A 20195-nucleotide genomic window follows, 5' to 3' on the forward strand; every position below is an offset into this window, starting at 1 on the left:
GATCATAAACCTCCCTTTTGATGGTTAAATCTGTATGTTGAACCGTCCTGGGACGGAGACAACCTATCCTTTGACTGCTCCGATCATGATGCCCTTCACGAAATATTTCTGAATGAACGGATAAACAAGCATGATGGGTCCAATCGTGATAAGCACCATTGCCATCTGTGCCGTTTCCGAGGGCAGCGTCTGACTGCCGGAAACCATATTCCCACTCGAGCTCATAAAGTTGATCATGGACTGAATCTTAAACAGCATGAACTGCAGCGGATACAATTCCCGGCTGTCGATCAGCCACAAGGCGAGTCCCCAGTCATTCCAGTAAGCAAGGGAAATGAACAAAGCGACTGTAGCGATGATCGGCCCCGAGAGCGGGAGCAGAATTCTCGTGAAGGTGTAGAACGGGCCTGCACCCTCGATCTCCGCCGATTCCAGCAAGGCAGGAGGCAGCGATTTGAAGTAATTCCGAATGAGAAACACATTGAACGGATTGATCAGCATCGGCAGAATTAAAGCCGCAATCGTGTCCTTCAGATGCAGATATTTGGTAATGAAGATATACCACGGGACCAGGCCTGCATTGAAGATCATCGTAATGAAAATAAATAGGGCAATGCCGTTGCGGTACTTCACTTTTGGCATAGCCATGGCATTGGCCAGCATGGCGCTTATTAACAGCCCAAGAACTGTTCCGCTCAGCGTCACGATAATGGAAATCAGGTAACCGTTCCAAATTTCGTCGCCGGAGAATATAAGCCGGTAAGCGTCTAAAGAGAAGGTCTCGGGAAAGAGGGAATACCCGTTCTTGAATACCGAGGACTCACCTGAAATCGATACCATGACCGTAAGCAGAAACGGAATCGTCGTAAACGCACAGAATGCAATGAAGATCGTATGGAAGATCGCTTGCGAGATGGAAACTCTTTTTTTTGGGGCTGTCATAGGACCCTCCGCTATGAAAGTTGTTGTTGTACCAGGTTCGGGCTTCTCAAACAACGAACCTGATACGTTCTCTTGTTCACCGCTATATTAGAACAGCGCATTGTCGTTATTGACCTTCTTGACCGCCCAGTTACAGGCGAGAACGAAGAGGAATCCGCATAACGACTGGTATAATCCGACGGCTGCCGGCATGCTGATGTCACCGACATTCTTAACGGCCCGGAACACGTAAGTGTCGATCACGTCGGTCGTTTCAAACAGCAAACCATTATCGCCTACAATGGAGTAGATCGTCTGGAAGTCACCGTAAAAGATTTTACCGGCGGCGAGCAGCGTCACAATAATGACGGTCGGTACAAGCAGCGGCAGTGTAATATAGCGGATTTTCTGCCACCGGTTCACACCATCCAGTGCCGCCGCTTCATATAATTCATCGTCGATGCCGACGATTGTGGCCAAATAAAGAATAACGGCATACCCCGTATTTTTCCATATGAAAACACCGACGAGAATGGTCACCCAATAGCCGGCTGCGGAGTACCAATCAATCGCAGCTTGATTCATCATCTGCAGAAGCTGATTAAACATGCCGTATTTGGAGCTGAAAATTAAGTAGACGAAATTACCCACGACGATTGCCGAGAAGAAATACGGCAGGAACATCAGACTTTGATACATTCTGCGAAAGAAGCTCTTTCTAATTTCATTCAATAAGATGGCGAATGCCACAGCTACGATCGTGCCAAAAACAATGTAGTTGGCGTTGATGAATAGCGTATTGAACGTTGTTCGCCACGCGTAATCGCCTTGAAAGTAGAACGCGAAGTTCTGCAGCCCGACCCATCTGCTCCCGAATATGCCATCCGCAAAGTTATAATCTTTGAATGCAATCAGAATGCCCGGCAGCGGCAAATAGCAGAATACCAGGAAGAATAACAGACCCGGCAGCGCCATGAGGTAATACCATTTGTTTCTTCGCAGTTCTTCGAACATGCCGTTCATACCATTGAATCGCTCCCCTGAATTACGTTTGTTGTGTAAGCGTTGTCACCTTTCAAATCATATAGGCTGCGCCCGAAAAATGGAATTTCAGTTTGTTAAGATGATATTAAATTATTAAGAAACCCGTGTTTGAACTGTTCATTTCATATCAAAATCTTTTGATCCCGCTGTTGACCAAGCCCAGCCGCCGTGTACAGAAACAAGAAAACCGGCCCCCTTGCTTAAAGGGAACCGGCTTGCCGTTCACTTTCTTATAGCAGATGACTGCTAACTAAAGTGTTGTATAATCGTTCCTTTACCATCCTCCACATGAACTTTGGCATATGCGCCATTAATCAATGTGATTTGCGGTGGAACATGACCGCAATCGATGTCATAGACGATCGGGACTTGAAGCTCATCCGTCAGATCATGATAAACATCTTCAGCCGTATAGCCATTGACCGCTTGATTGGCACCGCTTCTGCCGATCAGAATACCGGAGCATTGCTCGAACCATCCGGCCAACTTCATTTGAACGAATGATCTGCGCAGATCCGTTGTCGTTAATTCGCAATTCTCGAAATACCAGATCACGGGATCACCACTGACGAATTGTTCTCTGAATTCGCGGACATCGCCATACGGCGTACCGATCAGATGCCGGATCACGTCCACACATCCGCCAAGCAATCGCCCCTCCATCCTCACTTCCCTGTTGGTTACGGATTGCCAGCAGGTTGGTTCAGTCAGATGAAAGACACAAGGCGACGGGTCATGATGATCCCATTCCTTCTGATATTTCGTTGAGGAATGTTGAACGATCGATCCGTCGGCTTCAGTAGACAGCACATTCTGCCACATAGCTGTCGTAGCATCCTGATACTCTCCCCGCATGTCAATCAAGTTTACTCCATGCGCAGTGGCGATACCCGTTCGCAGGGTGATCGCGAGCAGCAGCAAGCTGATATCCGAATAACCCAAGATCCATTTTGCGCTCATATGTTCAAACTCCAGCGCTTCCAATATCTCAATCAATAGCTCCCCGCCCCAAGGCGGAATAATGGCATGCACATCTTGGTTTCGCATCATTTCATTAAATTCGTCTGCGCGCATTCTGGCTGGTGCAGATTTGGCTTTGCTTTGCGTCCAGACTGTATCGCCATAAGCGATCCGATATCCCTTATTTTCCATGCGGCTGCATGCAAGCTTTAACAGCGGATGCAATTCATCCGGCAATCCGGACGAAGGGGCTGTCACTCCGATCGTGGCTCCTCTTGATAGCAACGGGTATCGAATCATATTCATTTCTCCTCTATTATACCGACGTAAACTCCTGTACGATTGTCGTATCTTCTACCTTATCAGTGAACTTGCCCTCCGTAAACGATGAAATGACCGATCGCCAGAACGTTTGAGCCGGGTAGTTTCTCTCCACTTGAACCACACGCCATCTGCCGGGAAATGAATGAAACATCTTGAGCGCCGCCTGTTTGCCGATACCCTTTCGGCGATATTTGCGAACGATGAAAAACTCGGCAATGGAGTGAATCGGCCCCAGATCCGAATCAACGGTTCTAACCAGGACGAATCCGGCCAGCTTATCCGACACTTTAATCAGAAATGGATGCCGGCCCGGCTCTGTCCAGTACAAATCCAAGTATGGATAACCATATAAGCCATTCTCATCTAAGTCGAACTCCAAATATTCCGAGAAATCATGCATATATAACTCAAACATACGTAGAAGGAGTATCTTGTCCTGCGGTTGTACCCGATATATGTCGATAATCATATGCAATCCTCCTGTAAGATTATAGATATCACTCCATACATCCCTCAGTTACCAGCTGCGTTTATCGAAGCTGCCCTTGTGCTTCATCATACACCAACAGGCTGCCCTGCGGCAGCCTGTTATCATCAAGATGGATCAGGAATGAATGACAGCTTCGTCCCAAACGCCAAGGCGTCTTTCTGCAAGCCAGCAGCCCATCTTTCCCTTAATTGTTGCAGCCATTCCGGCTCATTCTCCCATTGTTCGGCAGAGGATCGGACCAAGCGGGCATAGCCGTATAACGCGGCGAATCGCTTGCATGCCGGCATGATCGACTGCATATCGTCGGATATCTCGTATTCTGTAAGATAGCCATCCATAAAGTGCCGCTTCTTATGCTCATATTGTTCCGCAGGAATGCAGTCTTGCAAGCTATCCAATGCCTGCACAATATCCATCACGTACCAGTGGTACATGGCATCGTCGAAGTCTATCACATGGCAGCTATCGTTTTCTTCATCATAGAACACATTGTCGTATTCGAAGTCGTAGTGGATCAGTCCGTAATTATCCGAGGTGACCGGAATTGACGAGAAATAATCCTGCAGCAGCCGGACTTCCGCAAGCGCCGCAGCTTCAAGCGGAAAAGTAGCAAGCGTATTTTGCACCCACTGTAAAGCATCCGTATAGGCCCATCTCTTGTACTTGCCGGATTCGTAGCGACTGGATAGCTGATGCAGCTTTCCCAATGCTTGACCATGACGGCGCACAATCGAATCGCTAAAGTCCGTATCGTTCATCGGTATACCCGATACTCGCTTAAATACGGTGGCGTAGTATGCCCCCCACGGCGTCTTTGCCTCGACCAGCTCAGTCCCCTTCTTGGATATTACCGGTTCTAATGCGTTATACCGGTTCGCTCGCAGATAGCCAATAAAGTCGAGCTCCGCTAATAGATGCTCGCTCTCTTTCTCCGAGGCCGGGGCAAATCGCAGCAGCTCGGTTTTACTTTCGAATTGGAACGGATATACCGCATTCGAGGATATGCGATAATATTGAAACAAATCTAGCGATTTCGGATCATACTCCCAATTACTCAACAGCATCTCGGCTAAATCAGTATTATTAAACAGATATTTCAGCTTCAACATGGGCATGCAGCTCCTCTTTGGGGTGAGTTAGGTCTATTATTGCGCGCAAAAAGACCGCAAGGCTATGCACCTGCGGTCCATGTCATTCTAGTGTAGAGGTTCGCAAGGCAAACAAGATCCCTCCGGAATGATAAGCAGCGATATCCTATTGAAATAACAGGCTCAGCAAGCCTGCCAGCGGTATTCAGTTCATATTCACCTTAATCGTAACAATCGCAAAAATAGCCCGGCGTTTCATGCCAATCACCCCTTCAGCAGAAGATATATACATGCTACATCAGATTACAGCTGGAAGCAAACGACAAAATAACTATAATGGTTTTTGACCACAACGCATTGATTCGAAGGTCGAGATGAACGGCTCACGGGGTCCTAGCCGTCAGTGTAAGCCGAACAAGCAGGTCATGCTGAAACTCTGGCAAATCAAGAATCAGGTCCCCGCCCCCTACCGTCACTGCCGGAGAATACAATCCAGATACCGGTGAATAGAAGACCATCGAATACTCGTTCTGAGGCAGCGTCAAGGCAAGCTTGCCGCCTTGAACCGGTTCACCGGCTCCCTCATTCAGTTCACGTTCGTCCGCCAAGTAGATCGCGATGTCATCTCCTTCAACACCAAACACAGCTTCCAATATATGCTCGGGAACACCTGTAACAAGAGATCTTAACGGACGAGCGTTCACGAGATCGAAAGAATGAACGAAGACCGAAAGATTGCGCATCCACGAGCGGAGATGCTGCTGCGATTGAGGTGTACCCGCCGGACAGTAATTGATGATGGAGAAATCAATTACATCGTAATGCGCACCGCTGAGCAGCGCTGTCCATGCGCGCTTGCGATGAATCGTCCAGCCATCTAGATCCTTATACTGGCTGGCAATGTTGTCCTCGTCCATATTCAGAGGCTTGCGCTCGCCGTAAACAGCCAAGCAGTAGTCCCGAAACGGACGCAGCTTGAGCTGCTTGGACATAAACTCGCCCATATGATAGTCTTTGCCGCCATATGTCGTATTGGGCAATGGATGAATATTAACGGTATCGAACAGTTCTCCGCGGAAGGACAGGTCCGATGATTGCTCCCAAGGGGTATATGTAAACGCCTCCTGCCCTACGATGAGATGCTTGTTCGGCAGCCCGGCCTCCGTATCGCGGATCGTTCGCGCAATCGCAGCCTGCCACTCGTTAACCTCGGACGGAACGGGAAAACGGGCATCGGCTGCGACAGCCCCACCGGGCTCGTTGCAAATCTCATAAATCAAATTATCGTATTTGTTCGTCTCCTCTACGATCTTACGAACATGATCCAGCTGCCTTCTGCGTAATTGGGGATGCCGCAATGACATATAATCCGGCCATTCGATCTCCTCTGTACCATTAATATTGTTTTTCGCGTTTAGCGGATTTAATGCCCACACATCGGGCCCGTAAGTATTGCTTAGCAGGACAAGCTCCACGACGATGCCGTATTCCGATGCCATCGACATAAACCCGTGCAAGCGATCGAAGAACTCCGGGTTCCATTGATCAAGATCGTATAGAGGCTGCCCATCCAAGGCCTTTCCTTGGCCGGTCCGGGCGAAGGGCGCAATATAATCGGGGGATTCCGGTTTGCAGGTCGAGTATGGATTCATTGCGCTCTGCAACTCGCGAAACAGGACAAACAGCCGGGTCAACGTTTGTTGTTTGTCACGGGCGTCCTTCAAATAGCTTGCATAATCAAACGGGCGATTCATAACCGCACCGTAGTGCTCCGTCGCACAGAGCAATACGAGCGGCTTGTCGCGAAATTCAAATAGTTTGGAATTGTCCGGATGAATTCGAATAGGCGTAGACATGATTGCAGTTGCTCCTCTCGTCTTCGTTTAATCGGTACGTTTGAGCTCAAACACCTTATATGCCGATGCCCAACTGCCTGGAGTCCAGAAGCTGCACCTCAACCACTCAGAACGTATGGCCCCGCGCAATGCCAGATGGCGATACAAAGTATGGACGTTTTACCTAGAATTGTAGAATCACTTAGAAGTGATATACTTCTATTGTAAGGCTTATACATCCATTGTCATTTACATCATCTTACCTTAAATATACGAAATATGACTTTATAGGAGGCGCCGGTTCATATGAAGACGAGATACCACTTCGATAATATTGAAGAGCCTATCATTATTCCATTTACGCCGCTGTCCGTCTCCAGTAAACTGCCCTATCAGTTATGCACGATCGGGAATGTGCATTTTGCCAAAGACTTCTATACTGAGCGGGAAGGACAAAAAAACTACCAGATCATCTACACAGATGCAGGCAGCGGAATCCTCACGTATAAAGGAAAGAGATACACGCTCGAGAAAAATCAGGTTATCCTGATCGACTGCAACGAACAACATCATTACTGCACAGGTCCAGCGGGGGAGTGGAAGTTTCGCTTCCTGCATATTAAAGGAGCCGGTTGTCCGGCTTTCTACGATACGATCAATTCGAACGGCTTGACGCCCGCATTGCTCGTTCATTCAACTGAATTTAACTACTGTTTTGATCAAATAATTAGTCATGTCGAAGAGGGAAACCATCGAAGTGACCTGGTCATCCCCGTTCACATTATGCGTATTCTGACCGAGCTCGCCTTGAATCGGAACAACCCGCATACCCGCAAATCGGAATATCATCGGCAGGTCATTGATGACGCCGTTCGATTCATGGAAAATCAAATGTGCCGCGCTGACTTCAGCGTCACGGAAATCGCGCGGCATGCAGGATTCAATGAAAACTACTTCTCCCGATTGTTTAAACGGATCACGGGTACGTCGGCGCAAGAATACCTCATCCGACTTCGCATCGACCGTTCTAAGCACTTGTTGAAGAAGTCTGCGAAGCAGGTCACTGAAGTCGCTTTCGAAGTCGGATTCGAGAACGTCAACGTCTATATTCGGGATTTCAAGAAGCTGACAGGTGTTACACCCCTGAAATATCGATTGTATGCGGAAGGTGTCTAATATTCTAGACCCAGCTAAGCGAGTCTTGCCTCTTCCAGTCGCTTCATTATTTCTTGAACGGTTTGTTCCGGCGTCCAGGCCGATGAATCGAGCCACAACCCAAGAGGTGGAGTCTCATTGCGGAGCACATCGTCCAAGGCGGACACCGTCCAGGAACCGTATCCTTTCTTGGCACGGTTCGCTTCCCTCTCGGCAACGGCAGCCGTATTAGGGCATAGAACAACGACATAGAATGGCCGGCTCTGAATAAAAGACACAAAATCATTCAGCATCTTACCGATTACAACGTCCTGAACAATGACCGTAAATCCGGCTTTCCTGTACGTATCTGCAGCTTGGGCGGCTAATCGGTACCGTAACCGCAATTGTTCAAGAACATGATCATCTGCATCCGGCTCTACTTCTTTGCGATTATTGACAATCATTCTCCGAAACAGATCACCGCGCAAATGCACCGACTGCTCGAACTGCTCGGCTAATAATTGTGCTACAGTAGATTTGCCGCTCGCCATGATCCCAGTAACAAGAATAATCCCAGGGTCATCTAGTAACATAATTATCCTCCAATTGGGATTTTAATAGATATCTGCACCTTCCCTGATCGGCCCCCCGAAGCAGAGCCGGTATCCATAGAGGTCCTCTATCAATAGATCCCGCATATTGTAATCCATATTCATCGGTCCGAAAATAATATTGGCGCCCTTGCTCCTTAACTCCGCATAGATTGCATCCACGTCATTAACCCATATGTAGGTGTCCAGAACCACATCTATGTGTGAATTCGGACGAACAGCTCCCACGGACCGGTTCTCTTTGAATAGAAAATGAACGCCGTCCCGCCTCACAAAATCGCCATCGATGGTGAACCCCAGTACATCCCTGTAATATTGCTGAGCTTCTGATAGATCCTTAACAACCAGCACTTGCGATGCGTACTTCAAGTTACTGTGAATCAGAGCAATCGGTTCTTTCACGGAAGACACCTCCAGGTGAAATAAGAAGCGCGAATTACAATTGAATCACACTGATCATGTTGCCATTCACATCTGTGAGATCAAACCGCTTGGGCTCGCCATGTCTTAGCTCTGAGACCGTAACCCCTCTGTCTATTAATCTCGTTCTCACCTGTTCAACATCTTGAACGACAAAGTTAAATGGCGTGTATTGATGAATCGGCTGAAAATCAGAAATTTGCACCAGATGGAAACCGCAATTAGGAGCAATGGCAAGGCCGCCCATTCTTTCGTTCTTCCAGCGCAACTCAAAACCGAATACCTCCTGATACCACGACAGCGATTCTTGAAGGTTTCGAACGGGCAGGAAAACAGCATCGATACGTTCGATAAATTTATCTACAACTTGTCCACTCATACTTTACACCGCCTCATATGTTTATTTAACAATGACTGATATCGAATCGATTGCCATCTGGATCATAGACATGGAAGTATACTCTTCCGCGCAACACGTATCCGCCCATCTCTGAAACAAGATTCCCGCTGTCCTTCAGGAATTGATAGTAGTTAAAGAATGCCTCTCGATCCGCGATAAAACTCCGTGTACGAAATAATCCATCGAGCGGGCCATGATCGGTCCAATTCGAGTCTTCCGCAAGCATCCATATGTACCGGCCTTCAGGGTGGTGGTTGATTCCCAGCGTCATCTCACAATAGGAATTCATAGCAGGCTCCGCAGAGACTGCCATGCCCAGGTATTGTTTATACCATTCTATGGATTGGCGCAAATGCTTGACCTTGATCCGGGTTACATTAGAATCGGAGAATACATCTCCATCTAATGAAGGATCTTCAATAGCCGATAACCACGTTCCGGAATTCATAAACCGGAAGTTAAAAACTTCATTACCCGCATGATCCGTATAGTTCTCTGAAGTCTGTACGCCCTGGCGATGGAGTTCTTGTTTCGTCGATCGTAAATTTCGAGTGCGCCAATACCATAGGATTGTAGAATCGAGAGGTTCACGAACCACTGCTGGTGCAGGGGTTCCATCCGCCGCTCTGCCGGATTCTATCCACAATCCCATACCCATATGGGTCATCTTACCGATGACTGCGTCCGGGCCCGGAGTCCAATTTTCCTGTTGGGTGATCTGGAGCCCCAGTACGCGTTGACACCATTCGATTGCTTCTTCATGCTCTTCCATCCTCACATTGATCGTACCACCATCGAACAGAACGGCGGGAATGGTATAGGAGTCATCCTGCTCGACTTTCTTAAGGAACCCACTCATCGACTGTCTCCTCCTTAGGTTCGACAACTCCGTTATGAAATTCATTAATAGAATACCGCACACATGTTCGTTTTTCAAGAAATATTTTCCATATTACTGCATGCCCTGTCACCATTGTGCAGCCGAAACGGCTATATGCAGTCGCTCACGACCACGGATTCCAGCGGCAGCCGGCAGATCTCAGGCGCAAACCCTTACTGGCTGTTTGTGGAGAACGAATCAGACCTATCGCGTACCGGCTATTACAAAAAGTATTATAAGGCCAAAACCGGCGGGGGCGTAAAGCAAGCGATCGCCTGGGCTTCAATTTATAAAGAGAGCTCCATATGGGTCGGTCTAACCGATACCGTAAGTGGACATACGACGCATGCCCGCTCAATGGATAATGCCTTCTCGCTCTTGCCGCATAATTTACTAATCGGGCGCTGGAATTACCTTAGACCCGCAAGGGGCAGTAGCATTGTAACTCTTCGAGACCTGCTTGCAAGGATTAGAACGCAACAAAGGAACCCGCCACGGACGGCGGGTTCCTTTGTTCGAATATTAGACTCCTATAGCTCATCCCAATAGCATAATAACATCACGGAATGGCTATCCTTAATGCCCGTGATGCCCGCTTCCAGGTGATTCATTGATTTCCTGGATCCGATCCAGCTGATAGGATCTATTGTTCGTAGGCGTGATCGTATTGGTAGGCTGGTTGGACAAGTCGAACACCCACACAGCTGCGAGAGGCACCTTCGCTTCATCGATCGCTGTAATTAATCGCTCGAAGCTTTGTTGTGCTGCTTCATGTCCTTGGTCTTCACCTGCACCGAACTCCCCGACAAACAATGGCTTCTTCGCCTTCTTCGAAACCTTCATTAATTTATTCAGCAGCTCTTCTACGGGAACAGTTCTGGAGAAGCGTGTTTCTTCCTTATCATAAATATGGACACTGATCGTATTCATCGGATTCGGGTTATCCTTATTCAGCATTTCGGCGAATTGTTCTTCCGTATCCTGCTCCCATGACAAGTACTGCTCTTGATGCCACTCAGAAGCCCGCGGAATGCTGTTTCCGGATATGATGATTCGATTTGGATCATATTTACGAACCTCTTTGGCAAATTCCGTGAATGCCGTCCGAATCATGGAATGCGTCAACTCATCCTCTGCACTGCGCGAAGTTGGGGTACCCAGCTCGGGAATCACCGGAGGACGCCAGTCGCTTGCATTCGGCAGATCAGAGGATAGATTGTATTCATTCCCGAATTCCCAGCCCCAGATAGCCGGCGAATCTTTGTAGCGAGTTACGACCTCGCGAACATACGTCTTCATGAATTGATGGAGATTACTGCTCGGGATGCCCCAGCGGTTCATAGGATCTCCCGCCAAATCCGCAGCGGCGAAAGACCAGAAGAACGACGGGATCAGACCGACATGATTATCCTCTGCCGATTGGACGACATCATCGAGAATTTGAAAATAACGCTCTTTGTCTTCTTTGTACATTTTCCATTGAATCGGCCAGTAGCCCCCTACTGAGAAACGTGCGAAAGGAATGTCATACTCCCCCAGCGCTTGAAAACCCTCGCGGTAACTTGTGGTGTTCGGATCATCTAAAGCCCGGATGAAAGCATCGAAAAAATTGACGCCAATACCTCTGTAAGGCTTGCCGTCCTTAATCAATATCCCGCCTTCGTTAACCTGCAGGCCCAGCTGCTTCTGACCAGGCTTGCCGCCTGATGATGCATAACTGACGCCTTGCACGAGGATCAGCATGACGAGTGCCAAGGCAAGTGTAAACAACATCGTTTTCTTCGTTTTCTTCGTTTTCTTCATTTTCAATTTCCTCCTCCACTTATGAATGTCTGAGTGATTCCATGATGTCATGTTACCTTTCAGACCCAATAACCACCTTCTCAGCATCACCTCCTGTCTGTTAATATTTTAGTTAATAAAATTTATTTTATTAATGTTACTTCGTTAATATTTTATTACCTCCCACCTTTCGTGTCAATTACATTATCAGGTCTAGACTCGTGAAATATTGATTAATTTCCTTTGGAATGTTAACATAAATTAATCTGAAGCGGATTGGAAAAGGAGTTCGAGATGAAGAAAAAGGTCACACTGCGGGATTTATCGGAGAAACTCGGACTATCGACAGCAGCTGTCTCAAAAGCGCTTCGCGGCCACCAAGGCGTGAGTGAAGCGACACGGAAGCTTGTCATGGAAACGGCTGCCTCAATGAAGTACGGAGGCTTATCCGAACCAGTCAAGAAGGAGCAGCGGGGAACAGATGCTTTCATAATCGTAGACCGCCGTGAATTGACGGAGCCCCACACGATGTCAACTTATTTTTTCATCGATAATGCGATGAAGGCGCATGGGTTGGAGGTTGCTATACATGGAGTTCCAATGGACGGAGACGACCGTGCCATCTTCAGATTAATTGAAAGTGCGAATCCGTCTGCGCTCTTTCTATTCGGAAGATTCTCCCAGAAGTTTGCCGAAGAGCTGAAGGCAACCGGCAAGATTACGATCGTCATTGATTACGATTACCCCGCTTTGAACGTCGATGTCGTGCTTCCCAACGATTATCAGGGCGCATATACGGCCGTGCAGCACTTGGTTCATGCGGGCCATCATCGAATCGGCTTTATCGGCGACAAGAGGCTGTCTCCCGGATTTCACGATCGATACAATGGCTTTATCGATGCATTGGAATACTGGGGGTTGGAGGCCAATTCGAAGCATATCTACGATATGAAGTTTAAAGATGCCTTTGGAGCTATCAATTTCAACCCGATAATACGTCAAATCGACTATGATGACTTGCCGACCGCCTTCTTCTGTGCCAATGACCCCATTGCCTTCGTATTAAACAACAGCTTGAATGCGAGAGGCTTCAAAACTCCCGATGACGTATCCATTGTCGGCTTCGACAATTTGGATTCCTCCCAGTGGCAATATCCTCCGCTGACTTCAGTTAATTATCCGCGGGAGCATATCGCCAGGAAAGCGGTGGACCTGATGCTGTGGCGCTTGGAGGATCGCGATTCCCCATGCAACAAAATATTAGTCCAGCCCGCGCTGGTCGTCAGGCAGTCGGTTGCCACGCCGAGGAAGATGAGTAACTAGATCATGTGAGCGAAACAATAAAGAAGCGGACTGAATAAGATTCATTCCGCTTCTTTATTGTTTATCAATAGGTATCGAAGAAACAGCGACCCGACCTGCGGGCCTTCGGCTCTACCTCCATCTTCATCTATGAGGTTATATGCCTAACTTCTTAGCAAAGTACTTGTAAGCCGGGCTTGAGCATGTCTTCGTTAATTCTTCTCTCATTATATCCTTGGCTTCCTCCATGGAGAGGGCCTGTCCACTCTTTCCGTTCGAATTCAACCATTGTTCCGATAATTCGTAGCACATGCTGCTCCAACCGGAATTCGTATCATTCTCTTTCGCGCCCGTAATAACCACATCACCCTGATTTTGCAGCTCAACTAATGACTTATCATACTCTGTTTTTTTCTTCTTTGGAATCTAGTCCCGACAGCATGCGTAAATGGCGTGAATCCACATTTCCCTGCTCCATTAAGATCTTATACATATGATAAGCGGTTGCAGACATCATTCCATCCTGATACCTTTCTTCTGCGCTGCGATCGGAAGTAAGAATCGACTTGACGACAGGGAATAGATCGACATGGATGAATGATAGCTTGCTGCCGAAAAATTTGCCGTAGGCAGCTACGCCGTCCTGAACAATTCGCAGCCGCCATAACCATGGATCCGTGTCTGTCCCGGTATGCCAGTCGTTATGGGATGCTGCAGTGGTAAGAGCCGGATATTCGGGAACAAAATCCGAGAAAGGCAGAATTCTGTACGCCTCCGCCAATTGAACAAATTCTTGATAATGAATCGGTTTCAATCTGATACCCCTTTCTAATGGAACCGCTCTCGTCATATAGCGGCTATAATCGTACCTTCTAATGGACGACCCCTCCGGTTGTGAATCAACTATGGGTCTAATGATAAGCTTACACTACCCCATAGCGATTATCCATTATAAGGTAAGCCCTCTCTACAGACTGTGCATCATATATGTATTGACTAACGATATCTTCAGATGTACTTCGAAAAAGACCATAACTATTATGAAAGCTCAACATATGAATCGCAACCGTTATGTGCATAATGAATATTGATTGTTTTATTTTTCGCATGATAAAATTACAGGTAAAAATTGTATTGCGGAGGTAGTATCAAACCAATGGAAGCAGAACCCCAGAAAGATTCATTCAGAAGCCTACTCAAAAAAGGAAATACCTCTTCCGCTGCCGCGGCGATCGGAAATACGTTTATATCGATCCTCAAAGGAATCGCGTATTTCTTCACCGGGAATGGAGCCATGTTCGCTTCTATGATGCACTCGATCGCAGACGCCGTCAACCAAGGCTTCGTATTTGCGGGGAGCGTACTTGCAGAGAAGAAGCCGACACGCAAATTTCCGACCGGATTCGGGCGGGTCATTAACATCTTCTGTATGATTGCCGTCCTCGTGGTTACGGTGATGGCCTATGAAACCATTCGAGAAGGGCTGCATCTCATTGCCCATCCAGCTGAATCTCATGGCTTTTGGTTAAATCTAATCGTCCTGCTCGCCTCTATTGTGGTCGATGGCATCATCTTGTTAAAAGCTATGAAAGAAGTCGTTCACGAAGCGCGGGCGGAAGCCAAAGGATTTGGTGTCATTCCCGGTGCGTTTCGGAATGTTGGGCGAGCCGCTCCCCCAACCCGATTGGTGTTCTACGAAGATCTTGTTGCCACGACAGGTGCTTTCCTGGCCCTAGTAGCCGTCGTATTCACGGCGCTTACCAATTTCAAGGCACTCGACGGCATTGTCTCGTTATTGATCGGCTCCCTCATGGTAGTTGTCGCCTTCAGAGTCGGCTACGATAACATGGTTGGGCTTATCGGTGTAGCTGCTCCCCGCGACGTAGAGGATAAGGTAGCCAATGTGATCCTGTCCGATCCTTCCGTAACCGATATCTATCAGATGCGCGTTCTTCAGGAGGGACGTTATTATCATATAGAAGGACTCATCGAGTTGAAGAAGGGTCTCTCGCTCGCAGATGCGGACGATATCAAGTTTAAGCTGCGGGATCGCCTGCTGCAGAATCCGGACATTACGGATGTAACGCTGGGGATCATTGAAGATGACGAGATAAAGAGCTGGAATCCTGACACTCGTTAGACGAATGCAGGGCAAACGCAAATAATGGATAGAGCCATCAGAAACCATCTGATTCTCTATCCATTATTTATTTCACGGCGACCTGTCTCATAATGGGCTATCAACAGGAACGCTTCTAGTTGTCGGCATGCCGAAGGCTTCTCTGGCTTTGCGTTCATCCTCGTGCATCTGCACAATTAGGGCATCGAGTGAAGGAAACCGGATTTCACCCCGCAGCCGCTCTACGAAGCTTACCGATATCGTTTGACCGTACAAATCTCCGGAGTAATCAAGTAAATAAGCTTCCACCTTATATGTCTTGCCGCCGACGGTCGGACGATAGCCTGCACTGATCAGACATTTCCAAGATTCCATGCGATCATTCTTCGAATCATATATTTCAGTCATTCCCATGTATACGCCTGGTGAAGGCTCGACATAATCGTCGATGTGATCCAAGTTCGCAGTTGGAAATCCGAGTGTTCGCCCAATTTTATTCCCATGCGCAACAATCCCTTGGATCGTATAATGACGTCCCAATAGTTCATTGGCAAGGCCGACTTGACCCGCTTTGACCTGTTCACGAATGGTAGTGCTGCTGATTGCTCTACCGTCATACTTGATAGCGGGAACTACGGTGACGGGCGTCCCAATCTGATTGCACAGTTGCTGCAGCATCTCAACACTGGAAGCAGATTCGTTACCCACACAAAAAGTTTCGCCTACCACGATCTGTCTGACATTGAGTAATGCTGCTTGTTCCAGAACGAAGGTTTCCAGTGAAAACTCAGCAGGGTCTATGAAGGATGGACCTTCGTAAAGCTTCTTCACGCCATAGCTAACGAGCAGGTTTCTCCTCTCCGCTACCGGAGTCAGCAAGGACAGACCGATCTTATCCTCTTCCTTCATAACGGGCGGGTGGAGATTGAAGGACCATACAGCGAGTGTATCGTCAAGCTCCAACAACTGGCGAGCTTGCTCCAATAGATATTGATGACCCCTGTGCAGCCCGTCAAATTGGCCAAGGCATAATACAAGAGGCTCCTTATTCACGGGCGGCAGGTTTGTAATGTTGATAACTTCCATGTCTTTCACCTCTTACTTGACTCATGGTTGCCGTTGAACCACTGCGCTGTAATCCCATACTTCCGATGATCAACATTTTTGGGCTTTACCCCGATAGGTCGCCGTTCGAAAGCTTGCCCCGCAGCCGCAGCTTGCTTTCACATTAGGGTTATCCATCGTGAATCCACCCGTCATTCCCTGCGCTTTGTAATCAATTTTCAAGCCTCTTAAGTATTCTTCACTGCTGGAATCAACCAAGACTTTAAGACCGTCGATCTCGTATATAAGATCCTCCGCGGACTGGCTGTCGTCAAATCGCAAATCGTAGGACAACCCGCTGCAGCCGCCGTCTACGACCCCAACTCGCAGGAAGAGGTCGGGGATATCATGATGACGGAGCATCTCATGGATCTGGGATGATGCCATTTCACTTATTTCAATCATGCTTAGCACCTCGAATTCGTAACCAGTCTTGGCATCGAGTCGTTCGATGGCAAGCTGGGCACGCTAGTTTTCAATTTATCGTTGCGACTTTACAAACCAATATGTTTGTAATGCTCAAGATCATTGTAATCCTGCTTGTGTACTTAGTCAATAATAGTATATAAAATGTATGTTATCTTCACCTTGCTCATGTCCACACAGAACCTCCACTGAGGAAAATCATTGCATTTCGTCTATAGCCATGATATATTTCGATAACAATCGAAATTAAGAAATTCAGAAATGAAAGTGAAATGAGGTCTATCATGTCCAACGTTGCCAGCACTGCCCTTCCATTACGTGAACAAATTCAACTCAGGGAAGGTCTGGTCACACTGCTGCTCGGTTTCTCGATCGTACTTGTTGTGATGAACACGATGATGTTCAATTTGGCACTCCCTGATGTCTCGCGTGAATTCTCGATTTCGCCTGCTTCAGTTTCTTGGATCGTTACGGGCTACTCGATTCTCTTCGCCATCTCATCCATAACATACAGCCGATTGTCGGATTTCATTCCAATCCGCAGATTGTTTATTACAGGTCTTCTATCCTTCGGAGCAGCGGCCATTATGGGTTTCTTCAGCAACAGCTTCATCCCCCTTCTGATCGCGCGTCTGCTTCAAGCTTCGGGAGCCGGCTCTCTGCCTGCCTTATCCCTCGTCTTGATAACCCGGTACGTCCCGATTGAAAGACGTGGTAAAGCAATGGCGATGATCATGTCCGCATCTGCGCTTGGATTAGGACTTGGACCCGTGGCGGGAGGTGTGATCGTCCAATACCTCGGTTGGCATTATCTGTTTGCCGTTACTTCGCTCACCTTGCTCTTAATTCCATTCTTTCTCACCTTTCTTCCACGGGAAAAACCGACACCGGGTTCATTCGATGTTCTCGGCGCTTTGTTCGCAGGCGTAGGGATCACCGGGCTTCTGCTGTTTTTAACCAACCAGAATTGGTTGGCCTGCTTGGTAGGCCTTGCTGCGCTATGCCTGTTCGTATTCCGAATTCGAATGGCTAGAGATCCTTTTGTTCAACCGGCTCTATTCCGAAACGGCCCTTTCTTGGTGCTCAGCGCCGTCGGAATCACCGCTTACTTATGCAGCGTCGCGACGCTGTTCATCATGCCGCAGGTGCTCATGCAGCAGTTCGGTCTTAGCGCAAGCATGTCCGGTCTCATTATTTTCCCGGGCTCCTTGCTTGCGATGTTCCTTTCCCGTGTTGTAGGGAAGATCATCGACCGCTACGGAAACCAAGCTATTATCCGGTATGCCCCCCTGCTTCTGCTGCTTTCGGTCGTCATGTTTGCCTTATTAGTCGGTACGTCTCCCGTGTCGATTCTGCTGATCTATATACTGGTGAGTGTCGGCTTTACGTTTCTGTCAAGCAGCGTATCTAACGAGCTCTCACGTATTCTTCCGGATTCGCAGATTGGATCGGGGCTCGGCTTATTCCAGCTGCTTCAATTCTTTAGCGGGGCTTTCGGTGTTGCGGCTATCGCGACTTCGCTCGTCTGGCAGCAGAAGCTGCCGCTTGCGTCCGCGTATGGCAATATTTTTTGGGGATTGGCCGTATTCGTACTCGCTTCAATCGGCTGTGCCTACCTATATAACCGGACAGCACAACAGATTCGGCATTCCTTTCATGCTTGATGAAGGGCTGTCCGCTCGTGCCTGGCAGGACCCAACCAACGGACACAAATAAACAAGAAGGCTTATCGCCATCGCGATAAGCCTCCTTGTTTATTCACACTCTTAACCTTGATCAGCGGCACTTTCATCCATATACATGATCTCCCATAGGTGACCGTCGATATCCTGGAAGCTCCAAGCATACATAAAACCATGATCTGCCGGATCATTAGAAGCCTTTCCTCCAGCTGCCAAAGCCTTATGTACCAGCTCATCGACCGCTTCCCTGCTATTGGCAGACAGCGCAAGAATCACTTCAGTCGTCTTGGTTGAATCCGAAATCGCCTTTTTGGTAAAGGTTTGGAAGAAGTCCTCGACAAGCAGCATCACGAAGATATGCTCGCTAATAACCATACATGTTGCATTATCATCCGTATATTGGGCATTGAATTCAAACCCTAGTGCAGTAAAAAAATCAATGGATTTTTTCAAATCTTTCACCGGTAAATTAACAAAAATCTTGTCCGCCTGTGTTCCCATTCCTCATTCACCTCATAGATAAAAGTTGGTCTTCATTATTCCCTCTCAGTATACCATGCTCCTCTCCTATTGAATTCTTATCGATTGCTATCTTCCCGTCCTAAAAAATAGTACTTGTACCTCCGTACTTCTATAGTATAATCAGGGTGTCTTCATAAAACTAGAAAAAACGATACCTATTGGAGGGTTTTCTAAAATGGAACATTTCCAAGTAACAAGTCAACAAAAGGCATTCTTCGACACCTTCGGCTATCTCATTTTTCGCGGACTCATGAAGGATCGGATCATGGAAATTACCGAAGAGTTTAATGCCGTATTCAACAAAATGGGCGGTAACTTCAACGGCAAGGAGCATGATTTCAAGAAGACGTCCACCATTGTCGCGTTTCTCGGCCACAGCGAGAAATTAGCTTCTCTGCTGGATGACGCAAGAGTAGTAGAAATTTGTTCGACGTTGTTAGGTGAAGACTATAATTACTTAACCAGTGCTGGCAATAAATATGTTGGCGAGACGGGCTGGCATTCAGACACCTCCATGGACAAAACATGGCCGGGCAACCTGAAGAGCATCAATCTCTCCTTTTATTTGGATCCGGTAACGAAGGACACCGGCGCGCTGCGCGTTCTGCCAGGGAGTCAATTTATCGGTGATCAGTATACCGAAATCTTGAAGGAACAAATCCACACGCCTCACATGATGGAGCAATGGGGGGTTGCCCGAGAAGAACTACCGGCGATCCCGCTGGATATTCGTCCGGGAGACTTGCTCGTGTTTAACAACTACTTGAAGCATGCTTCCTTCGGGGGCGGTAATAACCGCAGAGTTCTTCTTGTTAATTTCTCGAGACATTACACCGAGGAACATATGGATGAATTGCAGCAATACGTCAGCACGTTTGCACCCTACTGGGTGGAAGAGCTTCATGGTGAAGCTGTGCTGAAGAATGCTAGTCCGGAGCGTATGAAGCATCTTCGCCAAATTCAAGAGAATCAAGCGCATTTACCGGAATTAGCCCGCAAAGCGAAGGAAGCCGCTCTGAAGAAGATGTAATCGGTCTAACGGACAGTAGATAACAAAGCGAACAAGAGGTCGTCCGTTCTATCGGGTCGGCCTCTTTTCTTGTAAGCCCTTCCACGCAAGCCAGCAAAAGAAGCCTCCGCGGTATCAA

At 47.7% G+C, this 20195-nt stretch carries 21 protein-coding genes; 5 read left to right on the forward strand and 16 right to left on the reverse strand.

From position 1 onward, the window contains the following. Positions 1-63 precede the first annotated feature (63 nt). The 6 genes from NNL21_RS01470 to NNL21_RS01495 all read right to left on the reverse strand — a co-directional run bounded on the left by NNL21_RS01470 (position 64) and on the right by NNL21_RS01495 (position 6683). Positions 64-942, reverse strand: a complete 879-nt coding sequence (locus NNL21_RS01470) for a carbohydrate ABC transporter permease (protein WP_204815622.1) — start codon at positions 940-942, stop codon at positions 64-66. 87 nt (positions 943-1029) lie between these two features. Next, positions 1030-1944 carry an ABC transporter permease gene (locus tag NNL21_RS01475; RefSeq protein WP_204815623.1) on the reverse strand — a complete coding sequence of 305 codons (915 nt, stop codon included), beginning with the start codon at positions 1942-1944 and terminating at the stop codon, positions 1030-1032. Between the two features lie 267 nt (positions 1945-2211). Further along, positions 2212-3225, reverse strand: a complete 1014-nt coding sequence (locus tag NNL21_RS01480; protein ID WP_204815624.1) for a S66 family peptidase — start codon at positions 3223-3225, stop codon at positions 2212-2214. A gap of 16 nt (positions 3226-3241) precedes the next feature. Next, complete coding sequence (locus NNL21_RS01485; RefSeq protein ID WP_256555001.1) at positions 3242-3718, reverse strand: GNAT family N-acetyltransferase; 477 nt, start codon at positions 3716-3718, stop codon at positions 3242-3244. Between the two features lie 125 nt (positions 3719-3843). Further along, entirely contained in the window at positions 3844-4848 is a 1005-nt protein-coding gene (locus NNL21_RS01490) for a phosphotransferase enzyme family protein (RefSeq protein WP_204815625.1), read from the reverse strand. A gap of 362 nt (positions 4849-5210) precedes the next feature. Then, a complete protein-coding gene (locus tag NNL21_RS01495) occupies positions 5211-6683 on the reverse strand; it encodes a DUF6298 domain-containing protein (RefSeq protein ID WP_204815626.1) in 1473 nt (490 codons plus the stop codon). Between the two features lie 285 nt (positions 6684-6968). Between NNL21_RS01495 and NNL21_RS01500 the strand changes: the two genes are divergently transcribed. Further along, positions 6969-7838 carry an AraC family transcriptional regulator gene (locus NNL21_RS01500; protein ID WP_204815627.1) on the forward strand — a complete coding sequence of 290 codons (870 nt, stop codon included), beginning with the start codon at positions 6969-6971 and terminating at the stop codon, positions 7836-7838. A gap of 14 nt (positions 7839-7852) precedes the next feature. Here the strand turns inward: NNL21_RS01500 and NNL21_RS01505 are convergent, their stop codons facing one another. From NNL21_RS01505 to NNL21_RS01525, 5 genes are all read right to left on the reverse strand, one after another. Further along, positions 7853-8392 (reverse strand): AAA family ATPase, encoded by a 540-nt coding sequence (locus NNL21_RS01505; protein WP_204815628.1) that lies wholly within the window; start codon positions 8390-8392, stop codon positions 7853-7855. 21 nt (positions 8393-8413) lie between these two features. Next, complete coding sequence (locus NNL21_RS01510; protein ID WP_204815629.1) at positions 8414-8812, reverse strand: VOC family protein; 399 nt, start codon at positions 8810-8812, stop codon at positions 8414-8416. A 34-nt stretch (positions 8813-8846) separates the two neighbouring features. Continuing rightward, positions 8847-9209 carry a VOC family protein gene (locus tag NNL21_RS01515; protein ID WP_204815630.1) on the reverse strand — a complete coding sequence of 121 codons (363 nt, stop codon included), beginning with the start codon at positions 9207-9209 and terminating at the stop codon, positions 8847-8849. Positions 9210-9234: 25 nt separating this feature from the next. Next, on the reverse strand, positions 9235-10089 hold the full coding sequence (locus tag NNL21_RS01520; RefSeq protein ID WP_204815631.1) for a VOC family protein: 855 nt from the start codon (positions 10087-10089) through the stop codon (positions 9235-9237). A gap of 597 nt (positions 10090-10686) precedes the next feature. Further along, on the reverse strand, positions 10687-11913 hold the full coding sequence (locus tag NNL21_RS01525) for a cellulase family glycosylhydrolase (protein ID WP_204815632.1): 1227 nt from the start codon (positions 11911-11913) through the stop codon (positions 10687-10689). 273 nt (positions 11914-12186) lie between these two features. Here NNL21_RS01525 and NNL21_RS01530 point away from each other — a divergent pair, with 273 nt between their 5' ends. After that, the gene (locus NNL21_RS01530; protein WP_204815633.1) at positions 12187-13215 is read left to right on the forward strand and encodes a LacI family DNA-binding transcriptional regulator; all 1029 of its coding nucleotides are present in this window, start codon (positions 12187-12189) and stop codon (positions 13213-13215) included. Positions 13216-13350: 135 nt separating this feature from the next. Here the strand turns inward: NNL21_RS01530 and NNL21_RS37000 are convergent, their stop codons facing one another. Further along, complete coding sequence (locus NNL21_RS37000) at positions 13351-13557, reverse strand: AlkZ-related protein (protein WP_444875336.1); 207 nt, start codon at positions 13555-13557, stop codon at positions 13351-13353. A gap of 34 nt (positions 13558-13591) precedes the next feature. Further along, a complete protein-coding gene (locus tag NNL21_RS01535) occupies positions 13592-14008 on the reverse strand; it encodes an AlkZ-related protein (RefSeq protein WP_204815634.1) in 417 nt (138 codons plus the stop codon). 342 nt (positions 14009-14350) lie between these two features. Between NNL21_RS01535 and NNL21_RS01540 the strand changes: the two genes are divergently transcribed. Beyond that, positions 14351-15334 (forward strand): cation diffusion facilitator family transporter, encoded by a 984-nt coding sequence (locus tag NNL21_RS01540; RefSeq protein ID WP_204815635.1) that lies wholly within the window; start codon positions 14351-14353, stop codon positions 15332-15334. Between the two features lie 87 nt (positions 15335-15421). On the opposite strand, the gene ribF is transcribed toward NNL21_RS01540, so the two are convergent. Next, entirely contained in the window at positions 15422-16399 is a 978-nt protein-coding gene (ribF, locus tag NNL21_RS01545; RefSeq protein ID WP_204815636.1) for a riboflavin biosynthesis protein RibF, read from the reverse strand. A gap of 69 nt (positions 16400-16468) precedes the next feature. Then, positions 16469-16822, reverse strand: a complete 354-nt coding sequence (locus tag NNL21_RS01550; protein ID WP_204815637.1) for a HesB/IscA family protein — start codon at positions 16820-16822, stop codon at positions 16469-16471. Positions 16823-17127: 305 nt separating this feature from the next. On the opposite strand from NNL21_RS01550, the gene NNL21_RS01555 reads away from it, so the two are divergent. Next, a complete protein-coding gene (locus tag NNL21_RS01555; protein ID WP_204815638.1) occupies positions 17128-18507 on the forward strand; it encodes an MFS transporter in 1380 nt (459 codons plus the stop codon). Positions 18508-18609: 102 nt separating this feature from the next. On the opposite strand, the gene NNL21_RS01560 is transcribed toward NNL21_RS01555, so the two are convergent. Then, positions 18610-19026, reverse strand: coding sequence for a VOC family protein (locus NNL21_RS01560; protein WP_204815639.1), 417 nt, complete (start codon positions 19024-19026; stop codon positions 18610-18612). A 196-nt stretch (positions 19027-19222) separates the two neighbouring features. On the opposite strand from NNL21_RS01560, the gene NNL21_RS01565 reads away from it, so the two are divergent. Beyond that, on the forward strand, positions 19223-20077 hold the full coding sequence (locus NNL21_RS01565) for a phytanoyl-CoA dioxygenase family protein (RefSeq protein WP_204815640.1): 855 nt from the start codon (positions 19223-19225) through the stop codon (positions 20075-20077). The last annotated feature ends 118 nt before the right edge of the window (positions 20078-20195 follow it).

The organism is Paenibacillus mendelii, from assembly GCF_024498075.1.
GTDB classification, from domain to species: domain Bacteria; phylum Bacillota; class Bacilli; order Paenibacillales; family Paenibacillaceae; genus Paenibacillus_Z; species Paenibacillus_Z mendelii.